19 protein-coding genes and 1 riboswitch are annotated in these 17035 nt (G+C 67.9%); all 19 genes read left to right on the top strand.

Annotated elements, in window-relative coordinates:
* Position 1 precedes the first annotated feature (1 nt).
* The 19 genes from coaD to QC765_RS01950 all read left to right on the top strand — a co-directional run bounded on the left by coaD (position 2) and on the right by QC765_RS01950 (position 16753).
* Positions 2–490, top strand: coding sequence for a pantetheine-phosphate adenylyltransferase (gene coaD / locus QC765_RS02040; protein WP_278312744.1), 489 nt, complete (start codon positions 2–4; stop codon positions 488–490).
* Between the two features lie 170 nt (positions 491–660).
* Complete coding sequence (locus QC765_RS02035; protein WP_278312743.1) at positions 661–1434, top strand: DivIVA domain-containing protein; 774 nt, start codon at positions 661–663, stop codon at positions 1432–1434.
* A 43-nt stretch (positions 1435–1477) separates the two neighbouring features.
* On the top strand, positions 1478–2059 hold the full coding sequence (locus tag QC765_RS02030) for a YceD family protein (protein WP_373876633.1): 582 nt from the start codon (positions 1478–1480) through the stop codon (positions 2057–2059).
* Positions 2060–2144: 85 nt separating this feature from the next.
* Entirely contained in the window at positions 2145–2852 is a 708-nt protein-coding gene (gene rnc / locus QC765_RS02025) for a ribonuclease III (RefSeq protein ID WP_278312742.1), read from the top strand.
* Positions 2853–2891: 39 nt separating this feature from the next.
* Positions 2892–3812 (top strand): bifunctional DNA-formamidopyrimidine glycosylase/DNA-(apurinic or apyrimidinic site) lyase, encoded by a 921-nt coding sequence (mutM, locus tag QC765_RS02020; protein WP_278312741.1) that lies wholly within the window; start codon positions 2892–2894, stop codon positions 3810–3812.
* 131 nt (positions 3813–3943) lie between these two features.
* Positions 3944–5425 carry a flavin-containing monooxygenase gene (locus QC765_RS02015; RefSeq protein ID WP_278312740.1) on the top strand — a complete coding sequence of 494 codons (1482 nt, stop codon included), beginning with the start codon at positions 3944–3946 and terminating at the stop codon, positions 5423–5425.
* Between the two features lie 234 nt (positions 5426–5659).
* Positions 5660–6118 carry an OsmC family protein gene (locus tag QC765_RS02010; RefSeq protein WP_278312739.1) on the top strand — a complete coding sequence of 153 codons (459 nt, stop codon included), beginning with the start codon at positions 5660–5662 and terminating at the stop codon, positions 6116–6118.
* Entirely contained in the window at positions 6115–6582 is a 468-nt protein-coding gene (locus QC765_RS02005; protein WP_278312738.1) for a hypothetical protein, read from the top strand. The genes QC765_RS02010 and QC765_RS02005 overlap by 4 nt, the downstream gene beginning before the upstream one ends.
* Positions 6583–6680: 98 nt before the next feature.
* Entirely contained in the window at positions 6681–6950 is a 270-nt protein-coding gene (locus QC765_RS02000) for an acylphosphatase (RefSeq protein ID WP_278312737.1), read from the top strand.
* Positions 6951–6957: 7 nt separating this feature from the next.
* A complete protein-coding gene (gene smc, locus QC765_RS01995; RefSeq protein ID WP_278312736.1) occupies positions 6958–10590 on the top strand; it encodes a chromosome segregation protein SMC in 3633 nt (1210 codons plus the stop codon).
* A 103-nt stretch (positions 10591–10693) separates the two neighbouring features.
* Positions 10694–11416: a CDP-alcohol phosphatidyltransferase family protein gene (locus QC765_RS01990; protein WP_278312735.1), complete on the top strand. Its 723-nt coding sequence runs from the start codon at positions 10694–10696 to the stop codon at positions 11414–11416.
* Between the two features lie 11 nt (positions 11417–11427).
* Positions 11428–12282, top strand: a complete 855-nt coding sequence (locus tag QC765_RS01985; protein WP_278312734.1) for a DUF881 domain-containing protein — start codon at positions 11428–11430, stop codon at positions 12280–12282.
* Positions 12279–12611 (top strand): small basic family protein, encoded by a 333-nt coding sequence (locus QC765_RS01980; RefSeq protein ID WP_278312733.1) that lies wholly within the window; start codon positions 12279–12281, stop codon positions 12609–12611. The genes QC765_RS01985 and QC765_RS01980 overlap by 4 nt, the downstream gene beginning before the upstream one ends.
* Positions 12604–13332, top strand: coding sequence for a DUF881 domain-containing protein (locus QC765_RS01975; RefSeq protein ID WP_278312732.1), 729 nt, complete (start codon positions 12604–12606; stop codon positions 13330–13332). The genes QC765_RS01980 and QC765_RS01975 overlap by 8 nt, the downstream gene beginning before the upstream one ends.
* 85 nt (positions 13333–13417) lie before the next feature.
* On the top strand, positions 13418–13825 hold the full coding sequence (gene gcvH, locus QC765_RS01970; RefSeq protein WP_278312731.1) for a glycine cleavage system protein GcvH: 408 nt from the start codon (positions 13418–13420) through the stop codon (positions 13823–13825).
* A 257-nt stretch (positions 13826–14082) separates the two neighbouring features.
* Positions 14083–14565 carry a glycogen accumulation regulator GarA gene (gene garA, locus QC765_RS01965; protein ID WP_278312730.1) on the top strand — a complete coding sequence of 161 codons (483 nt, stop codon included), beginning with the start codon at positions 14083–14085 and terminating at the stop codon, positions 14563–14565.
* Complete coding sequence (gene ftsR / locus QC765_RS01960) at positions 14562–15281, top strand: transcriptional regulator FtsR (protein WP_278312729.1); 720 nt, start codon at positions 14562–14564, stop codon at positions 15279–15281. The genes garA and ftsR overlap by 4 nt, the downstream gene beginning before the upstream one ends.
* 121 nt (positions 15282–15402) lie before the next feature.
* Positions 15403–15876 carry a bifunctional nuclease family protein gene (locus QC765_RS01955; RefSeq protein ID WP_278312728.1) on the top strand — a complete coding sequence of 158 codons (474 nt, stop codon included), beginning with the start codon at positions 15403–15405 and terminating at the stop codon, positions 15874–15876.
* A gap of 220 nt (positions 15877–16096) precedes the next feature.
* A complete protein-coding gene (locus QC765_RS01950) occupies positions 16097–16753 on the top strand; it encodes a MerR family transcriptional regulator (RefSeq protein ID WP_373876632.1) in 657 nt (218 codons plus the stop codon).
* A 50-nt stretch (positions 16754–16803) separates the two neighbouring features.
* Positions 16804–16910, top strand: a riboswitch (glycine riboswitch).
* Positions 16911–17035: the final 125 nt, after the last annotated feature.

Genomic DNA, 17035 nt, shown 5'->3' with positions numbered 1-17035 from the left:
CATGAGCGGAGCTGTCTGCCCCGGGTCCTTCGACCCCATCACCAACGGCCATCTCGACGTTATCGAGCGGGCGGCCAAGAACTTCGATCGCGTCGTTGTCGCCGTGCTCGTCAACCCCAGCAAGAAGGGGATGTTCAGCGTCGACGAGCGGCTCGAGCTGATCCGCACCGTCACCAGCCATCTTCCGAACGTGACGGTGGATTCCTGGCAGGGGCTCCTCGTGGACTACGCGCGGCAGGAGCACCTCGATGCGATCGTCAAGGGCCTGCGCGCGGTCAGTGATTTCGAGTACGAGCTGCAGATGGCGCAGATGAACAAGGAGCTCACGGGCGTGGACACCTTCTTCACTGCCACCAACCCCGTGTACAGCTTCGTGTCGAGCTCACTGGTCAAGGAAGTAGCCACCCTCGGTGGCGAGGTGGCGCAGCACCTGCCCGCCGCCGTTCATGAGGCCCTGCTCGCCCGGATCGCCGAGCGCAAGCAGGGGTGACCCAGCGCAAGCAGGGGTGATTCAGCTGTCCGGGTCGATTGGCGGCCACGGGCTATGCTGCAACACTGACACGCTCGCGCGGCGATGATGCGGATTCCGCGCGGAGCGGGCAGACTAGCGAATGTCACGAACACGTGCCGCGATGGCACAGTCGAGGATGTGGGGTAGCGGTGTATCGGGTTTTCGGTGCTCTGGACGAGCTCGTCGCGATCGTCGAGGAGGCACGCAGCGTGCCCATGACCGCGGGGTGCATCGTGCCGCGCGGGGACATCCTGGAACTGCTCGACGAGATCCATGCAATGTATGAGCCTGAGCTCAACGACGCGCAGGATGTCCTGGATCATCGCGATCAGCTGGTCAATGACGCGCGGGAGACGGCGGAGCAGACCGTGTCCTCCGCCACTTCCGAGGCGGAGTCGACCGTCGCCAATGCGCGCGAGGACGCGGATCGCATGCTTCGGGATGCGAAGGCGCAGGCTGATCGCATGGTCGCCGAGGCAAAGGCGCATGCCGAGCAGCTTGTGACCGAGGCGCAGGCCGAGGCGGACCGGGCGATCGCGGGCGGGCAGCGCGAGTTCGAGGCCATGACGGCCCGCGCGCGCAGCGAGGCGAACCGGCTCATCGAGTCGGGCAACACCGCCTATGAGCGCGCGGTCAGCGAGGGTGTCGCTGAGCAGCAGCGCTTGGTGTCGGATTCCGAGGTCGTGCGGGCGGCGCAGGCCGAGGCGAACCGGGTGGTCGACACCGCGCACGCTGAGTCCGAGCGGCTGCGCGGCGAGTGCGATCTCTATGTCGATTCGAAGCTTGGTGAGTTCGAGGAGTTCCTCAACGGCACCATCCGATCGGTGCATCGTGGTCGCCAGCGGCTCCGTGATGCCGCTCCGATAGCGCCCACTGGTGCGGCTCCGCTCGTGGAGGATCGCGCAGGGGGCCGGCGCCGGTAGACTGGTGGCTTCCTGAAGCAAACCAGAATCGGAGCGTGAGCTTGTGAAGTCTTCCCAGCATGGTCCGGCGCGGCCTGATGAGAATGCGCCGTTTGTGCTGGACGCGCGATCCCTCGGGCGCAAGCCCGGATCGATGCGCGAGGTGCATCGGGTGGTGGCGGCCCCGGAGCGTCTTGGCCTGGACATGATCGCGATCCCCGCGGGCGGCGAGGTCACCATTGATGTGCGCCTCGAGTCGGTCAGCGAGGGCGTCCTGGTGACCGGGACTGTTTCCGGTGTCGCGGTGGGTGATTGCGTGCGGTGCCTCGAGCCGACCGAGCAGGATGTGGCGGTGTCGCTGGTCGAGCTATTCGCCTATCCGAACAGCACTACCTCGCAGACGACGGAGGAGGACGAGGTCCAGCTCCTCGTTGATGACCTGATCGATCTTGGCCCGGTCGTGGTCAATGGCCTGGGCGACGAGCTTCCCTTGCAGCCAGTGTGCAGCGAGGACTGCCCCGGATTGTGCACCGAGTGCGGGGTTCCGCTTTCCTCGGCCGAGCCCGACCATGGGCATGACACAATAGATCCTCGGTGGGCGGCGTTGCTGGACAAGAAGGACGGGATGGATTCGTCCCGATCCTGATTCGCGGCCTGCTCGGGACCAAGACCGGAGCGAGGCGCACTCGTGCATGCGGGGTGCCCAGCGTCATGAACAGGTGAAGGAATCGATGTCCGAGAGCAACACCCCAGATCGTGGACTACTTCTCGACGCACTGGGCGTGCGGATCTCCGACGAGATGCTCACCCTGGCACTGACCCACCGTTCCTACGCCTATGAGAACGGCGGCCTGCCCACCAATGAGCGGCTGGAGTTCCTGGGCGATTCCGTGCTTGGCCTGACGATCACCGAGCACCTGTACAAGCAGCATCCCGACAAGCCCGAGGGAGAGCTCGCGAAGATCCGGTCGAGCGTGGTCAATATGAACGCGCTCGCCGAGGTGGCCCGCGATCTCGGTCCGGGCGGGCTGGGCGCGCACATCTGCCTCGGCAAGGGCGAGGAGCTCACCGGAGGGCGGGACAAGGCCAGCATCCTTGCCGATGGCATGGAATCCATCCTGGGCGCGATCTATCTTGATCATGGGCTGGACGTTGCCCGCGAGGTCGTCATGAGCCTGTTCGAGGACCTCCTCGAGCGGGGGCCGCGCCTTGGTGCCGGACTCGATTGGAAGACGAGCCTGCAGGAGCTCACCGCGGAGCAGGGCCTGGGCGTGCCGTCCTACGATGTGACCGCGAGCGGGCCGGACCATGACAAGGAGTTCACCGCGACAGCCGTCATCGCCGGCCGCGAGCTGGGCGCAGGCGTGGGCCGCACCAAGAAGGAAGCCGAGCAGAAAGCCGCGGGCGCGGCGTGGCACGCATTGTCGGAGAACTCGTGAGCCGCCTTTCGTTGCTCGCTTCGGTTGGGGTGCGCGAGCGTGCCTGAGCTCCCCGAGGTCGAAGTGGTTCGGCGGGGCCTCGAGCGCCATGTGGTGCCGAGCCGGATCATCGGGATCGACGTCCTGCACGATCGCGCTGTGCGCAGGCACATGCCGGGGGCGCTGGATCTCGCGGGCAGGCTGAGGGGCCAGGTGATCAGCGGTGCGCGGCGGCGCGGCAAGTACCTGTGGCTCGATATCGCTGCGGCTGGGGTACATGCGGCGGCGGATCCGGGCGAATGCATCGTCGTGCATCTCGGCATGAGCGGGCAGATGCTCGTGCAGCCACCGGTCGCGGCCAGGGAGAAGCATTCGCGCATCATCGCGACGCTCGACACCGGCGTAGAGCTGCGCTTCGTGGACCAGCGCACCTTCGGCGGCTGGATGCTCGCGGACCTCGTCGACGACGGCGCGGGTGGCACGGTGCCCGAACCGGTGCGGCACATCGCGCGCGACCCCCTCGATCCACTGTGGGACCGCGAAGCAACGGTCGAGGCAATGCGCACGCGCACCTCAGCGATCAAGCGGGTACTGCTCGACCAAGCTGTGGTCTCCGGCATCGGCAACATCTATGCCGACGAGGCGTTGTGGCGGGCCGGGGTGCATGGCGAGCGGATCGCGGCGAAGCTGACGAGGCCGCGGCTGCGGGCGATTCTTGACGCTGCTCGTGAGGTGATGGTCGAGGCCCTCGCGCAGGGCGGCACATCCTTCGATGCGCTGTACGTCAACGTCAACGGGCAGTCCGGATACTTCAGCCGATCCCTCGATGCCTATGGCCGGGCTGGGGAGCCGTGCCGCCGCTGCGGGGCAGTGATGCGGCGCGAATCGTTCATGAACCGCTCGTCGTTCTCGTGCCCGGTGTGCCAGCCTCGGCCGCGTGTGCGTGCCGTGCCTGGCGGGCTGGCACGCGCGCCACGCTGAGGGCGGCATTTCGCGCGCCCCGGCCCAAGAGTGGGACACTGTGTCCAGATAACATGGGAGCTGAGTCGCTGGGCTGGGTTCACACCTCGGAGCACACAACCCGGGCCTCACCACAACGATAGGAATCAACCATGGCTGACCGCGAGGAACACCGCGTCATCATCGTCGGGGCCGGGCTCGCCGGAGTCGCCGCCGCCATCACTCTCGAGCGAGCGGGCATCGACGACGCCATCGTCTTGGAGAAGGCAGACCGCGTCGGCGGCACGTGGCGCGATAACACCTACCCCGGCTGCGGATGCGACATCCCCTCCAACGTCTACTCGTTCTCGTTCAACCCGAACCCGGACTGGCGCTCGGCCTTCGCGCTGCAGCCCGACATCCTCGAATACATCGAGGACACCGCGGAGAAGTTCGACACCTACCGCAAGATCCGCTTCCGCACCGAGGTCACCGAGGCGCGCTGGGACAACGACGAGCGCCGCTGGTTGATCGACACCACCAATGGCAGCTTCCGGTCCCAGTTCGCGATCTTCGCGGGCGGGCCCATCACTGAGCCCAAGCTGCCTGACGTGCCGGGCATCGACTCCTTCGAGGGCGAGATCTTCCACTCCGCCCGCTGGAACCACGACCTCGACCTCACCGGCAAGCGTGTCGCCGTCGTCGGCACTGGTGCCTCCGCGGTGCAGTTCATCCCCGAGATCCAGCCCCAGGTCGCCCAGATGCATGTCCTGCAGCGCACTGCCTCGTGGGTCATCCCGCGCCTCGACGCTCCCATGCCCGGCGCCGTCAAGACCCTGTTCCGCAAAGCACCCTCCACCCAGCGCGGGCTCCGCCACGGCCTCGACGGTGTCCTGCGCCTGCTCACCCTTGCCATGCGCCACGACAAGGCCGCGCGCAAGCTCAACATCATCGGCAAGAGCTTCCTCCGCGCCCAGGTCAAGGACCCCGAGCTGCGCAAGGCGCTCACCCCGAACTTCAGCCTCGGCTGCAAGCGCCTCCTGATCTCGAACGACTTCTACCCGGCGCTCACCAAGCCCAACGTCGAGCTGATCCCGCACGCGCTCTCCAGCCTCGGCCCCCGCACCATCACCGCCAACGATGGCACCACCCGCGAGGTCGACGTCATCATCTTCGGCACCGGGTTCGACGTCAGTCACCCGCCCATCTCGAAGCGCGTCCGTGGCGCCGACGGGCACTTCCTCTCCGAGGCCTGGTCGGTCAGCCCCGAGGCATACCTCGGCACCACGACCACCAATGTGCCCAATGGGTTCGTGCTCCTTGGGCCGAACCTGCTCGTCTACAACTCTTTCCTCGGAATCGCCGAGGACCAGATGCGCTACGTCGTCGACGCCATCAAGAAGGCCGACGAGCATGGGTTCGAGGTCTTCGAGCTCAAGCCCGAGGTCCTGCGCGAGTTCAACGACGACATCCAGCAAGCTCTCGAGCGCACCGTGTTCAACCACGGCGGTTGTGCTTCCTACTACCTCGATGCGAACGGCAAGAACTTCGCTGCCTGGCCGTACTCGACGACGTTGATGCGCAAGCTGCTCAGCGAGTTCGACCTCGAGAAGTACAACCTCACACCGCTGCGGCAGCCCGCCAACGTACGCTGATGCCGCGCTTGCTCGATGGCGCGGGCCCAGGCGAGGGCGGCGGCTGACGGCGCCCGCCGACGGCAAAAGCACGGGATACCGTCAAACGCGATAGAAGCCGACCTGGATTTCTCGGGGCTTCTATCGCGTTTGCGGCTGGGCGCCCGACGCAGCCGGAGCTCGCGGCGCAGCACCAGCAGCGCCCCGCCTCCGCGCGTTCGGAATATCCGCGCTCCGGGTGCGATTATTACCGGCATGACAGATCAGCGCCATGAGACCGAGATCCGCAATCCCAACCCCGAGGACACCCGGCTGTGGGTGGATCGCACCGGGGTGCGCCGCTACGTGGGTCGAAGCTCCCGCGGCGCGGAGGTGCAGATCGGCTCGGTGGATGTCGAAGGCGCGTTCACGCCCGGCGAGCTGCTGAAGATCGCGCTCGCCGCCTGCTCGGGGTTGTCGTCGGACCTGCCGCTGTCGCGCCGGCTGGGCGAGACCTACGATGCCCGGATCCGGGTGACGGGTAGCCCCGATCGCGAGAACGAGGTGTATCCCGTCCTCGACGAGGTTGTCGAGCTGGATCTCAGCGAGTTGGACGAGGCCGCGCAGCAGCGCTTGCTGACGGTGGTGGAGCGTGCGATCGAGCGGAGCTGCACGGTGGGCCGTACCCTCAAGGCAGGTTCGAAGATCAACCTGGCCATCGAGGGGGAGTCATGACCACACCACGCCAAGGAGCCGGAGCGCCCCGATCGCGCCGCCCGGGCAACCCGCGCGCGGCGAGCCATCGCCCGAGCCAGCTGTACCGGCCCGTCGGTACTTTCGGTGCGCGCGCCCGTGCCGGGCATTCCACCACGGGGATCACCCCGGTGCGATCCGCTGCCCCGTCCCGGCCTGCCGCCCAGCCACGTCCGGCCGCGACTCCTGAGCAAGCGGCAATCGGCGCTCAGTCGGACAAGCCCCAGTCGGCCAAGCCCCAGGCGACCAGTTCCCATGCGACCGCTGGTACCCCGGCCGGCCCCGCATGGCTGGAGCTACGCAGCCTGGGGCGGCTAGGCCCGCTCAGCATTCCGGCCGTGAGCATTGCCCGCGCTCCCGAGCTGCCGGTGCGGCTCCCTCGCTTCGCGCTCGTTCCCGGCCAGATCTTCCCGCCGCGAATCCCGCGCATCCGCCTTCGCGGCTGATCGGGACGCCACCGCCACCGGTGATTAACCAGCGGCCAGGAGACCGTCGGCGGCGCGTGGTTTGCTGTTCTGTCGGTGCCTGCGTCCATAATGGCGGCATGGTGCGATTGACAGCATGGGTGCATGGCCGGGTGCAGGGCGTGGGCTTCCGGTGGTGGACCCGCGCCCGCGCGCTCGAGCTTGGCCTGAGCGGTCATGCCACCAACCAGCGCGACGGCCGGGTCCTCGTCGTCGCGGAGGGGCCCCGGCAGGACTGCGAGACGCTGCTCGGCCTGCTGCGCTCGGGCACCACTCCCGGATCGGTGCGCGTGGTCGTCGAATCGTGGGACGAGCCTCGCGGCGATCTCGTGGGCTTCGAGGAGCGGTAGCCCTGCCGTGCATCTGAAATCACTGACGCTGAGGGGCTTCAAGTCCTTCGCATCGGCTACCACGCTGCAGTTCGAGCCCGGCATCACCTGCGTGGTCGGCCCCAATGGCTCGGGCAAGTCGAACGTGGTCGATGCGCTGTCCTGGGTCATGGGGGAGCAGGGCGCCAAGGCCCTGCGCGGCGGCAAGATGCAGGACGTGATCTTCGCCGGCACCGCGGGCCGGGGCGCGCTCGGCCGTGCCGAGGTGACCCTGACCATCGACAACTCCGATGGCGCGCTGCCGATCGACTACACCGAGGTATCGATCACCCGGCGCGTGTTCCGCGACGGTGCCAGCGAGTACGAGATCAACGGCACCGGTTGCCGCTTGATGGACATCCAGGAGCTGCTCAGCGATTCCGGGATCGGCCGCGAGATGCACGTGATCGTCGGCCAGGGCCAGCTCTCCCAGATCCTTGAATCCCGCCCCGAGGACCTGCGCGCCTACATCGAGGAGGCGGCGGGCGTCCTCAAGCATCGCCGCCGCAAGGAAAAGGCCGTGCGCAAGCTCAACGCGATGCAGGCCAACCTCGCGCGCCTGACCGATCTGACCGCCGAGCTGCGGCGCCAGCTCAAGCCCCTCGCCCGGCAAGCAGATGTAGCTCGACGCGCCCAGGTCATCCAGGCGGAGCTGCGCGATGCGCGGCTGCGGATCGCTGCCGATGATGTGGTGCGGCGCCGGGCGGAGCTCGCCGACCAGCAGCGCAACGAGGATCGCGCTCGCGAGCGAGCCGGTGAGGTGCGGGAGCGGCTCGACGAGACCACGGAGCGGGCCATGGCTCTCGAGGAGCAGGTCGAGTCGATCACCCCCCGCGCCGAGGAAGCATCACAGACATGGTTCCGGCTGTCCGCGATCTCGGAGCGGGTCAGCTCCACGATGCAGATCGCCCGGGAGCGGGCCCGCCACCTCGAGTCCGGCGGGGCGGCGCATCGCGGCCAGGATCCCGAGGTCCTCGAGGAACAGGCCGAGCAGGCCGCCGAGCAGGAGCTCGAGCTCGCGGAGTCCGTCGCGATGGCAGAGGCCGCGCTCGAGACAGTGCGCGAGGAGCTCGCCCGCTGCGAGGACGAGGCAGCCGAGGCCGAGCGGGAGCACTTCAGCGCGGTGCGATCCATTGCCGATCGCCGCGAGGGCCTGGCCCGGCTCGCTGGCAAGGTCGAGAACCTGCGCACCCGCGCGGAGTCCTTCGACGGCGAGATCACCCGCTTCGACGATCGCATCGACGCCGCCATGCAGCGCCAGCAGGAGGCGGAGCAGCAGGTGGAGGACGCGCTCGCCCGGCTCGAGGAGCTCGAGGCCAGCGAGCACACCCTGGACCGGCAGCACGAGCGGGCCGCGGCATCGCTCGCGAAGGCCGAGGAGCGCGTGGCCGGGCTGCGCGCCGCTGAGCGCGAGGCCGGGCATGAGGTCGTGTCGCTGCGATCCCGCATCGACACTCTAGCGGCATCACTGCTCCGCGGAGATGCCCCCGCCTGGCTCGTGCAGCACCATGATGGCGCCCTGGGCCCGCGGCTCACCGACATCATCGAGCCACGACCAGGTTTCGAGACCGCCATCGCTGCGGCCCTGGGCACCGCCGCTGACGCGCTGACCTGCGAGACGCCGGCCGATGCGGAGTCCGCGCTCGCCGCGCTGCGCGCCGCCGACCGTGGCCGGGCCGTCATCCTTCATGCGCACCACTCCCGGGACGGCGCGGACGAGCCACCTCTGCCCGCCGGTGCCTGGTGGGCGCACCAGCTCGCCACCGTGCCGCCCGAGTACCTCCCGGCGCTGCGCTCCCGCCTCGGCCGCACCCTCGTCGTGGAGGACGAGGACCTCATCCCGCAGTTGCTCGCCGATCACCCCGACGCCCGCCTTGTCACCCTGGGCGGCGAGGCACGCGGAACCGCCTGGATCGAGGGCGGGACCAGCCAGGCTCCCTCGGCCCTCGAGATCCAGGCCGGGATCGACACCGCCACCGGAGCGCTCGAGTCCGCGGCCCAGCGCGCGGAGGAGCTCGCTGCAGCCCTCGCCGGGGCCGTCGACGACCTCGAGACCCGGCGCGCGACCGTCACAGAGGCGCACGCCGCGCTCACCGCGAGTGATTCCTCGATCGTCCAGGTGCAGGAGGAGCTCGCCCGCCACGGGCACGCGGCCCGCGTGGCCAGCGCTGAGCGCGACCACCTCCTGCAGCAGCGCATCCGTGCCGAGTCCGAGCACGCGGCACTGCTCGGCGAGCTCACCGACCATGAGGAACGCCTGCGCCGCGCCCAGGGCGAGAGCGACGACACCCCCGACGAGACCGGAACCGCGGCGCGGCGCGAGACCGCCGCCCACGCTCTCGCCGCCGCGCGCGCCACCGAGATCGATGCCCGCCTCACCGCCCGCACCGCCGAGGAACGGGCCGGAGCGCTGCGCGGCAAGGCCGACTCCCTCCGGCGGGCCGCGCGCGCCGAGCGGGAAGCCCGCGCCCGCGCCGAGCAAGCCCACCAGCGTCGCCACGCGGCAGCCGAGCTAGCACACGTCATCGGCGAATCCGCGGAGAAGCTCGGGGCCCGCCTGGCCGTGGCGGTCGAGGCGGCGGCAGGCCATCGCACCGAGCTCGCGCGGCAACGTGACGATGCCAGTGCTGCCCTGAACCGGGAGCGGGAGCAGCGGCACGCGCTGACCGTTGAGCTCGGCAGGCTCACCGATGCCGCGCACAAGGACGAGATCGCCCGCGCGGAATCCGCGCTGCGTGCCCAGCAGCTCGAGGAGACCGTGCTCGAGCAGTTCGGCATCGCCGCGGATGACCTGATCGGCGAGTACGGCCCCGATGTGCCCATGCCGCCCTCCGCGCTCGAGATGCGGGAATACGAGCTCGCGCGCGAGCGCGGCGAGACCGTCAGCAAGCCGCAGCCGATGACCTACGACCGGCCCAGCCAGCAACGGCGCCTCAAGGCAGCGGAGAAGGACCTCGCCACCCTCGGCAAGGTCAACCCGCTCGCCCTCGAGGAGTTCGCGGCCCTCGAGGAGCGGTACAACTTCCTCGCAACCCAGCTCGAGGATGTCAAGGCCGCCCGCAAGGATCTGCTCGATGTGGTCGACGACGTCGACCAGCGCATCCTGCAGCTGTTCACCGACGCCTACAACGATGTGGAGCGCGAGTTCGTCACCGTGTTCGCCACCCTGTTCCCCGGTGGCGAGGGACGACTGGTGCTCACCGACCCCGACGACATGCTGGCCACGGGCATCGAGGTCGAGGCGCGCCCGCCCGGCAAGAAGGTCAAGCGGCTCTCCCTGCTCTCGGGCGGCGAGAAATCGCTGACGGCGGTTGCGATGCTCGTGGCGATCTTCCGGGCGAGGCCCTCGCCGTTCTACGTCATGGACGAGGTGGAGGCCGCGCTCGACGATACAAACCTGCGTCGGCTGATCAACCTGTTCGAGCAGCTTCGCGAGACCTCGCAGCTGATCGTGATCACCCATCAGAAGCCCACCATGGAGATCGCTGACGCGCTCTACGGCGTGACGATGCGCGGGGATGGCATCACTACCGTGCTGTCCCAGAGGTTGCGCGGACAGCCGCTGGGTTCCCGGGCTGGCCAGGGCGCGCCGGACGATTCCGCGCCCAACGTCGTCGCGTGACGATCATGCCAACTACTGTTGGTAGCAACACGAGCCCCAGCCGGAGCGGCCCCGCGCAGGCTGGCCTGCCAAGTCGGAAGCGTGGTGTGCAAGAGTGGCAGACATGAGGACGCCCGAGCCGGGATCACGGCCCCCCATGCGTCGCCGGGGCGAGACCTACGCGGAGTATGCCAAGCGCATCCCGCGGCCGATCAAGTCCGAGGATTACGTCCGCGAGATCGACGAGCTCGCTGCCGAGCCGCCCATCACCACCGATCGCATCTGGACGATCCCCAACGCCCTCAGCATGCTGCGGCTCGCGGGAGTTCCCGTATTCCTCGTGCTGCTGCTGGTCTATCAGCTCGACGCCTGGGCATTGTGGGTGCTGATCTTCAGCGGCATCAGCGACTGGCTCGATGGCAAGCTGGCCCGGTTGCTCAACCAGACCTCGAAGCTCGGCGCGATCCTCGATCCGCTCGCTGACCGGCTCTACATGTTCGTGATCCCCATCGCGTTCGCGTGGCGCGACTTCATTCCCTGGTGGGTGGTCGCGCTGCTGGTCGGCCGCGATGTCATCCTTGCGTCGATGGTGCCGTTCGTGCGGGGCCGCGGCGTGGACTCCCTGCCCGTGACCTACCTGGGCAAGGCCGCCACGTTCGCCCTCATGTATGCCTTCCCCGTGATCCTCGCAGCGCAGGGCACCAGCACCTTCGCCGCGATCATGGAACCCATCGGGCACGCCATGCTCATCTGGGGCCTGTTCCTGTACCTGTGGACGATGGTGCTGTACGTGGTGCAGGTGCGACTGCTCGTCCGCGCGTATCCACGACTCCACGCAGAGCGCTAGCGAACGGCACAATGCCCTATCCCGCGCCCCGCTCGCCCCAGCCCTCGCTGCTGCGCGCGCTGCTCAACGACCATCTCGACCCTGGCTACGCGGCAGCGCGCGGGCGAGGAAAGCGCCACAACGGCAAGAGTCGGCATCGGCTGGCGGACGTGGCGTGGCTGGTGATCGGTGCGTTCCTCATCGGCATCGCGCTGGGTGGTGCGCGCGGCTGGGCCGAGCAGCGCGCGCCCGATACCGAGCTGCTGCTGACCACCTTGCGCGCCGAGGCGCGGGAGGCGAGCGCCCGGGTCGAGGCGCTAGCCAGCGAGCGTGACCAGCTCGCCGCGGAGATCGCAGAATCACGTTCCCGGCTTGTTGAACTCGGGGGCCCGGCGGGCCGAGCCCTCGATGAGCTGGCTCTCATCGAGCATGCTGTTGCCGCGACCCCGGTGGAGGGAGCGGGCATCGAGATCGACCTCGCCGAGCCCGTCGGCCAGAGATCCATCACGGGCACCGACCGTGTTGGTGCCAGCCGCAATACCCTGCTCGACCGGGACCTGCAGATCGTGGTGAACGCCCTGTGGGCAGCGGGGGCGGAGGCCATCTCAGTGGATGGCGTGCGCATCGGCGCGCATACCGCCATACGCCAGGCTGGCCGTGCCATCCTGGTGGACAACCACGTCATCAGCGAGCCCTATGTCATCGCCGCGATCGGGGAGCCACGACGGCTGCAGTCGTCGTTCATCGCCAGCGGCGCCTATGTGCGCATGTCGGGGCTGGGCCAGCTCTATGGGATCGGGTTCGCGGTCCGTGACGCCGACCACCTCGAGCTACCAGGCGCCTCCGTCCGGGAGATGCGGGTCGCTCAGCAGAAGGAGGCACCGTGATCGGTGTTATCGCCCTCATAGCCGGAGTGGTGCTCGGGGTCTACCTCAGCCCCGAGGTTCCCGTCGGCGTGCAGCCCTACCTGCCGATCGCCGTGGTGGCCGCGCTCGACGCGCTCTTCGGCGGCCTGCGGGCGTATTTCGATGGCCTCTTCGATTCCAAGGTCTTCGTGGTGTCATTCCTGTTCAACGTGACCGTCGCGGCACTGCTCGTGTATCTCGGGGATCTTCTCGGGGTGGGCGCGCAATTGTCCACGGCAGTTCTCGTGGTACTCGGTATTCGCATCTTTGGAAACGCCGCCTCGATCCGCCGCGGGGTGTTCGGTGCCTGACCGCGCTGCCCGGCAACGCAGGCGCGGTCGCAAGGCCGTGTTCTCCATTCTTGCTGTCGTGTTCTGCGTCGTGCTGGGGGTGGCGATCACCGCGCAGGTGCGCACCGCCGGTAGCGATGATGTCCTTGACGGGATGCGGCAGCAGGACCTCCTCGAGCTGCTCGACCAGCTCAACGCGACCGAGGCGGAGAACCGGGCGGAGATCGAGGCGCTCGAGGAGACGCTGGCAGGGATCATCGCCTCGGGCAGTGACGGCGAGGCCGCCCTCGAGCAGGCGCTCGCTCAGCGCGACGCGCTGGCCATCCAGGCGGGGATCGTCGCTGCGCGCGGTCCCGGAGTGGTGCTGATCATCCGGGACCCGAGCAGCGCGGTCGGTGCCGAGGTGCTGCTCGATCAGGTGCAGGAGCTGCGTGCCGCGGGCGCGGAGGCGATCCAGGTGACCGGCAGCGGGGGCGCGGGCGTGCGCGTGGGCACGAGCACGTGGTTCACTGGCCCCGGCGGGCAGATCGTGGCCGAGGGCGTCGAGCTCGCTGCTCCCTATGTGGTCACCGCGATCGGTGATCCTGATACGCTCGCAGCCGCGCTCGACATCCCCGGCGGGGCGATCGACACGGTGGCGCGCAATGGCGGTAGGTTGACCATCGAGAAGCGCGACGAGGTCGTGGTGGACATCGTGCGGGAGCTACCTGGGCCCCTTCATGCCAGGCCCGGGGGGCCCTGACCGGACGATAGCGCGAGCACCTTTGTCTGTCGCGGCCGATGCGCGGCGGATGCACGCAGATAGTGTGGATGGAAGGAAGACGCTAGTGACCGAGGCCAGCCTCCCCGAGGACCTGCGGTATACCCGCGAGCACGAGTGGGTCCGCAAGTCGGGGGAATCGACGGTCCGTATCGGCATCACGGACTACGCGCAGCGCCAGCTCAACGATGTGGTGTTCGTGCAGCTCCCCGAGGTCGGGGACGAGGTGACCACGGGGGAGCCATTCGGCGAGGTCGAGTCGACGAAGAGCGTCTCCGACATCTTCGCGCCGCTCACCGGCACCATCTCCGCGCTCAACGAGGCCCTCAGCGACTCCCCGGAGCTGGTCAACACGGACCCCTACGAGGGCGGCTGGCTCGTCGAGATCGACGTGGCCGACGCGGGCTCGCTCGATGAGGAGCTCGCCGGGATGCTTGGCGCGGACGAGTACCGCGAGATCAGTGGTGACGAGTGAGATCCCCCAAGTACTGTTCGGATTAAGTTTCGCTGAGGATCACGGAAAACTCGCGCAAGCGCTCCGCATGGCCGCGCCAACAAGGTACGGTCGAACCTAGCGTCGGCGGGCCCGCGACACCATGGGCCGGATCGGCAGTCGGGGTTTGTGCAGCGGAACTGTGAGACAGCGGAACACGGTCGTGGGCTTGTACGGAGCCCCGACCTGCGCGACACTCGGTCGTGGTGCCACAAAGGCAAGTAGAAAGAGGAGATACGGTGAGCGACAACCAGAACAATCCGGCCTTCGAGGGTGCGTCGGCGGAGACCACCTCGGTATTCCGCGCGGATTTTCTGCGCGAGCTCGATGCCGCCGGTCACGCTCCTGAGCCGCAGGTTTCCGGCATAGAGAGCCTACCGGCCGGATCGGCGCTGCTGGTGGTCAAGCGTGGCCCCAATGCCGGTTCGCGCTTCCTCCTTGACGAAGCGACGACTTCGGCGGGCCGCCATCCAGACAGCGACATCTTCCTCGACGACGTCACCGTCAGCCGCCGGCATGCGGAGTTCCGACGGGAGAACAATGCCTTCCAGGTCGTCGATGTGGGCAGCCTCAACGGCACCTACGTCAACCGCGAGCCGGTCGACTCCGCAGTCCTGGCCAACGGTGACGAGGTCCAGATCGGCAAGTTCCGGCTTGTCTTCCTTTCCGGCCCGAAGCCCGCGGGATCGGAGGAGCAGGCCCCGGGGGCAGGCAGCCAGTGACCGCAGCGGGAAATCCCCTGCAGAGCTCAGGGCTATCGATCGGGGCGGTGCTGGATCAGCTTCGCCCCGATTTTCCTGATGTCACGATCTCCAAGATCCGCTTCCTGGAGTCCGAGGGCTTGATCAGCCCGCAGCGCACCCCGTCGGGATACCGGCGGTTCGGCGCGGCGGACTGTGACCGGCTGCGCTTCATCCTCACCGCGCAGCGGGATCACTACCTGCCGCTCAAGGTGATCCGTGAGCAACTCGATGCTATTGATCGGGGATCCACTCCGGAGGGCCCTGTCGTCCGGCTGCCGCGCTCGTTTGCCTCCAGCGATGGGCTGGGCCTTGATGCGGGGGAGTCGTCGTCGAGGGTGAGCCGCACGGAGCTGCTGCGGCGCACGGGCGCCGACGAGAAGTTCCTCGATGGCATTATCGCGGTCGGCTATGTCAAGGCCGGAACCGCCGGCTACTTCGATGCGGATGCGGTGGCCCTGGTGCGGGCCGCGAAGTCGATGGCGGAGTTTGGCATCGATGCCCGGCACCTGCGGTCGTTCCGGATGGCTGCCGAGCGGCAGGCCGACCTGCTGGCGCAGATCGCGAGCCCGATAGCGCGTGGGCGCGAGGAAGGCGCCCGTGATCGCGCGGAAGAGATGATCCTGGAGCTCTGCTCTCTGCTCGTCACCGCGCACGCCGCGCTCCTGAAGTCCGCGGCGCGGGACGCGCTGCACTAGGCGGGCAGCGCGAGCATGACGAATGGCTGCGATGCCCGTGCGGCTAGCATCCCTGCGTTCCCATAGACTTGGTGGTAGCGCTCCGTTCCAGAGCCGAACGTGCACAGGAGAGGCGGTTGACATGGGCGAGGTTCGCGTTATCGGTATTCGCGTCGAGCAACCACAGAACCAGCCAGTGATGCTGCTCCGCGAGGTCGATGGCGATCGCTACCTGCCCATCTGGATCGGGCAGGCCGAGGCTACGTCGATCGCTCTGGAGCAGCAGGGCGTGGTTCCGGCACGGCCGCTGACCCACGATCTGTTCCGTGACGTGCTGGTCGCCCTGGGGCATTCCCTGAAGGAAGTGCGGATCGTGGATCTGCAAGAAGGCACGTTCTACGCCGAGATGCATTTCGACAAGGACGTGACCGTGTCCGCCAGGCCCTCCGATGCGGTGGCGATCGCGCTGCGCGTGGATGTGCCGATCTTCGCGGAAGAGGCTGTGCTCGAGGAAGCAGGCCTGGTCATTCCGGACGAGAAGGAGGACGAGGTCGAGAAGTTCAAGGAGTTCCTTGACTCAGTCTCGCCGGATGACTTCAAGTCCCCGGATAGCTAATTGCGTATCGGAATCGCATCGTAAAAATCTCAACTCGTGGTTGAGGGTTACCATTCTGATTCTTTCTTACATTTGTGTGATTTATCTCATGCCGGCATTCACAAAGTTGTAGTCTATAAGCGGCGAGGCGCAAAGACGCGCAGCGCTTCAGGGCGGTAGTGTGCACCTCGACCACCCTGAGGGGACCACCGCGGTCCCACCACATCCGTGGCGCCGGGCAATGCTTGGCACCCAGCGCGATGGATCCGGCGAGAGGGAGATATCCGTGGCCGAAGAACTGAAGGGACAACGGAGCGCGCACGCGACACCCCGATCAATTCCAGCTGAACCCGTTCAGCCGGGGCTGTTCCCGGATGACTCGGTTCCCGACGAGCTCGTCGGCTACCGCGTGCCCACCGCCTGCCAGATCGCCGGGATCACCTATCGGCAGCTTGACTACTGGGCCCGCACCGGCCTCGTGCAGCCCTCGATCCGTGGTGCTGCGGGCTCGGGCAGCCAGCGCCTCTACTCGTTCAAGGACATGCTTGTCCTCAAGATCGTCAAGCGCCTGCTCGATACTGGCATCTCGCTGCACAACATCCGCATCGCCGTCGAGCACCTCCGCAAGCGTGGAGTGGCCGACCTCGCGAACGTCACCCTCTTCTCCGATGGCACCACCGTCTACGAGTGCGCCTCACCCGAAGAGGTCGTTGATCTGCTCCAGGGCGGCCAGGGAGTGTTCGGAATCGCTGTCGGTGGCGCCATGCGCGAGCTCACGGGCAAGATCGCCGAGTTCCCCGGCGAGCATACGGATGTCGTCGAGACCGGCGAGACCGTCGTCACGTTCGAGGATGAGCTCGCTTCCCGCCGCCGCAACCGCGCCCGCAAGATCGGCTAGCTGCACCAGGTTCGTTCGATCCGGCCGCACCCAGTAAGCTAGGGGCGCGTCGATGCCGTGCGGGAGAGACCCTGCTGCAGCTGCCAAGCTGCGCGGGGCGCCGAAGGAGCAACACCTCTCCGTCAATCTCTCAGGCACCCGGGACCGCACGAGCTGCGACGCCTCTGGAAAGTGGTGGCCAGGCCACCCGCCCACGGGGAAAAGCGCGCCCGCGCTGAATCTCTCAGGCGCCCGCACGGGCAGCGACAGAGGGGGAGGACCACACCAAGGCAATGCCTTGCC

The organism is Hoyosella levis, from assembly GCF_026008515.1.
Lineage (GTDB): Bacteria > Actinomycetota > Actinomycetes > Mycobacteriales > Mycobacteriaceae > Lolliginicoccus > Lolliginicoccus levis.
This window is presented reverse-complemented; position numbering and strand designations above follow the sequence as displayed.

What these genes read in the sequence shown, in the direction of transcription:
- coaD (WP_278312744.1), top strand. Translation starts at nt 2, where the DNA reads ATGAGCGGAGCTGTCTGCCCCGGGTCCTTCGACCCCATCACCAACGGC.
- rnc (WP_278312742.1), top strand. Translation starts at nt 2,145, where the DNA reads ATGTCCGAGAGCAACACCCCAGATCGTGGACTACTTCTCGACGCACTG.
- QC765_RS02015 (WP_278312740.1), top strand. Translation starts at nt 3,944, where the DNA reads ATGGCTGACCGCGAGGAACACCGCGTCATCATCGTCGGGGCCGGGCTC.
- QC765_RS02010 (WP_278312739.1), top strand. Translation starts at nt 5,660, where the DNA reads ATGACAGATCAGCGCCATGAGACCGAGATCCGCAATCCCAACCCCGAG.
- QC765_RS02005 (WP_278312738.1), top strand. Translation starts at nt 6,115, where the DNA reads ATGACCACACCACGCCAAGGAGCCGGAGCGCCCCGATCGCGCCGCCCG.
- QC765_RS02000 (WP_278312737.1), top strand. Translation starts at nt 6,681, where the DNA reads ATGGTGCGATTGACAGCATGGGTGCATGGCCGGGTGCAGGGCGTGGGC.
- QC765_RS01990 (WP_278312735.1), top strand. Translation starts at nt 10,694, where the DNA reads ATGAGGACGCCCGAGCCGGGATCACGGCCCCCCATGCGTCGCCGGGGC.
- QC765_RS01985 (WP_278312734.1), top strand. Translation starts at nt 11,428, where the DNA reads ATGCCCTATCCCGCGCCCCGCTCGCCCCAGCCCTCGCTGCTGCGCGCG.
- QC765_RS01955 (WP_278312728.1), top strand. Translation starts at nt 15,403, where the DNA reads ATGGGCGAGGTTCGCGTTATCGGTATTCGCGTCGAGCAACCACAGAAC.
- QC765_RS01950 (WP_373876632.1), top strand. Translation starts at nt 16,097, where the DNA reads ATGCTTGGCACCCAGCGCGATGGATCCGGCGAGAGGGAGATATCCGTG.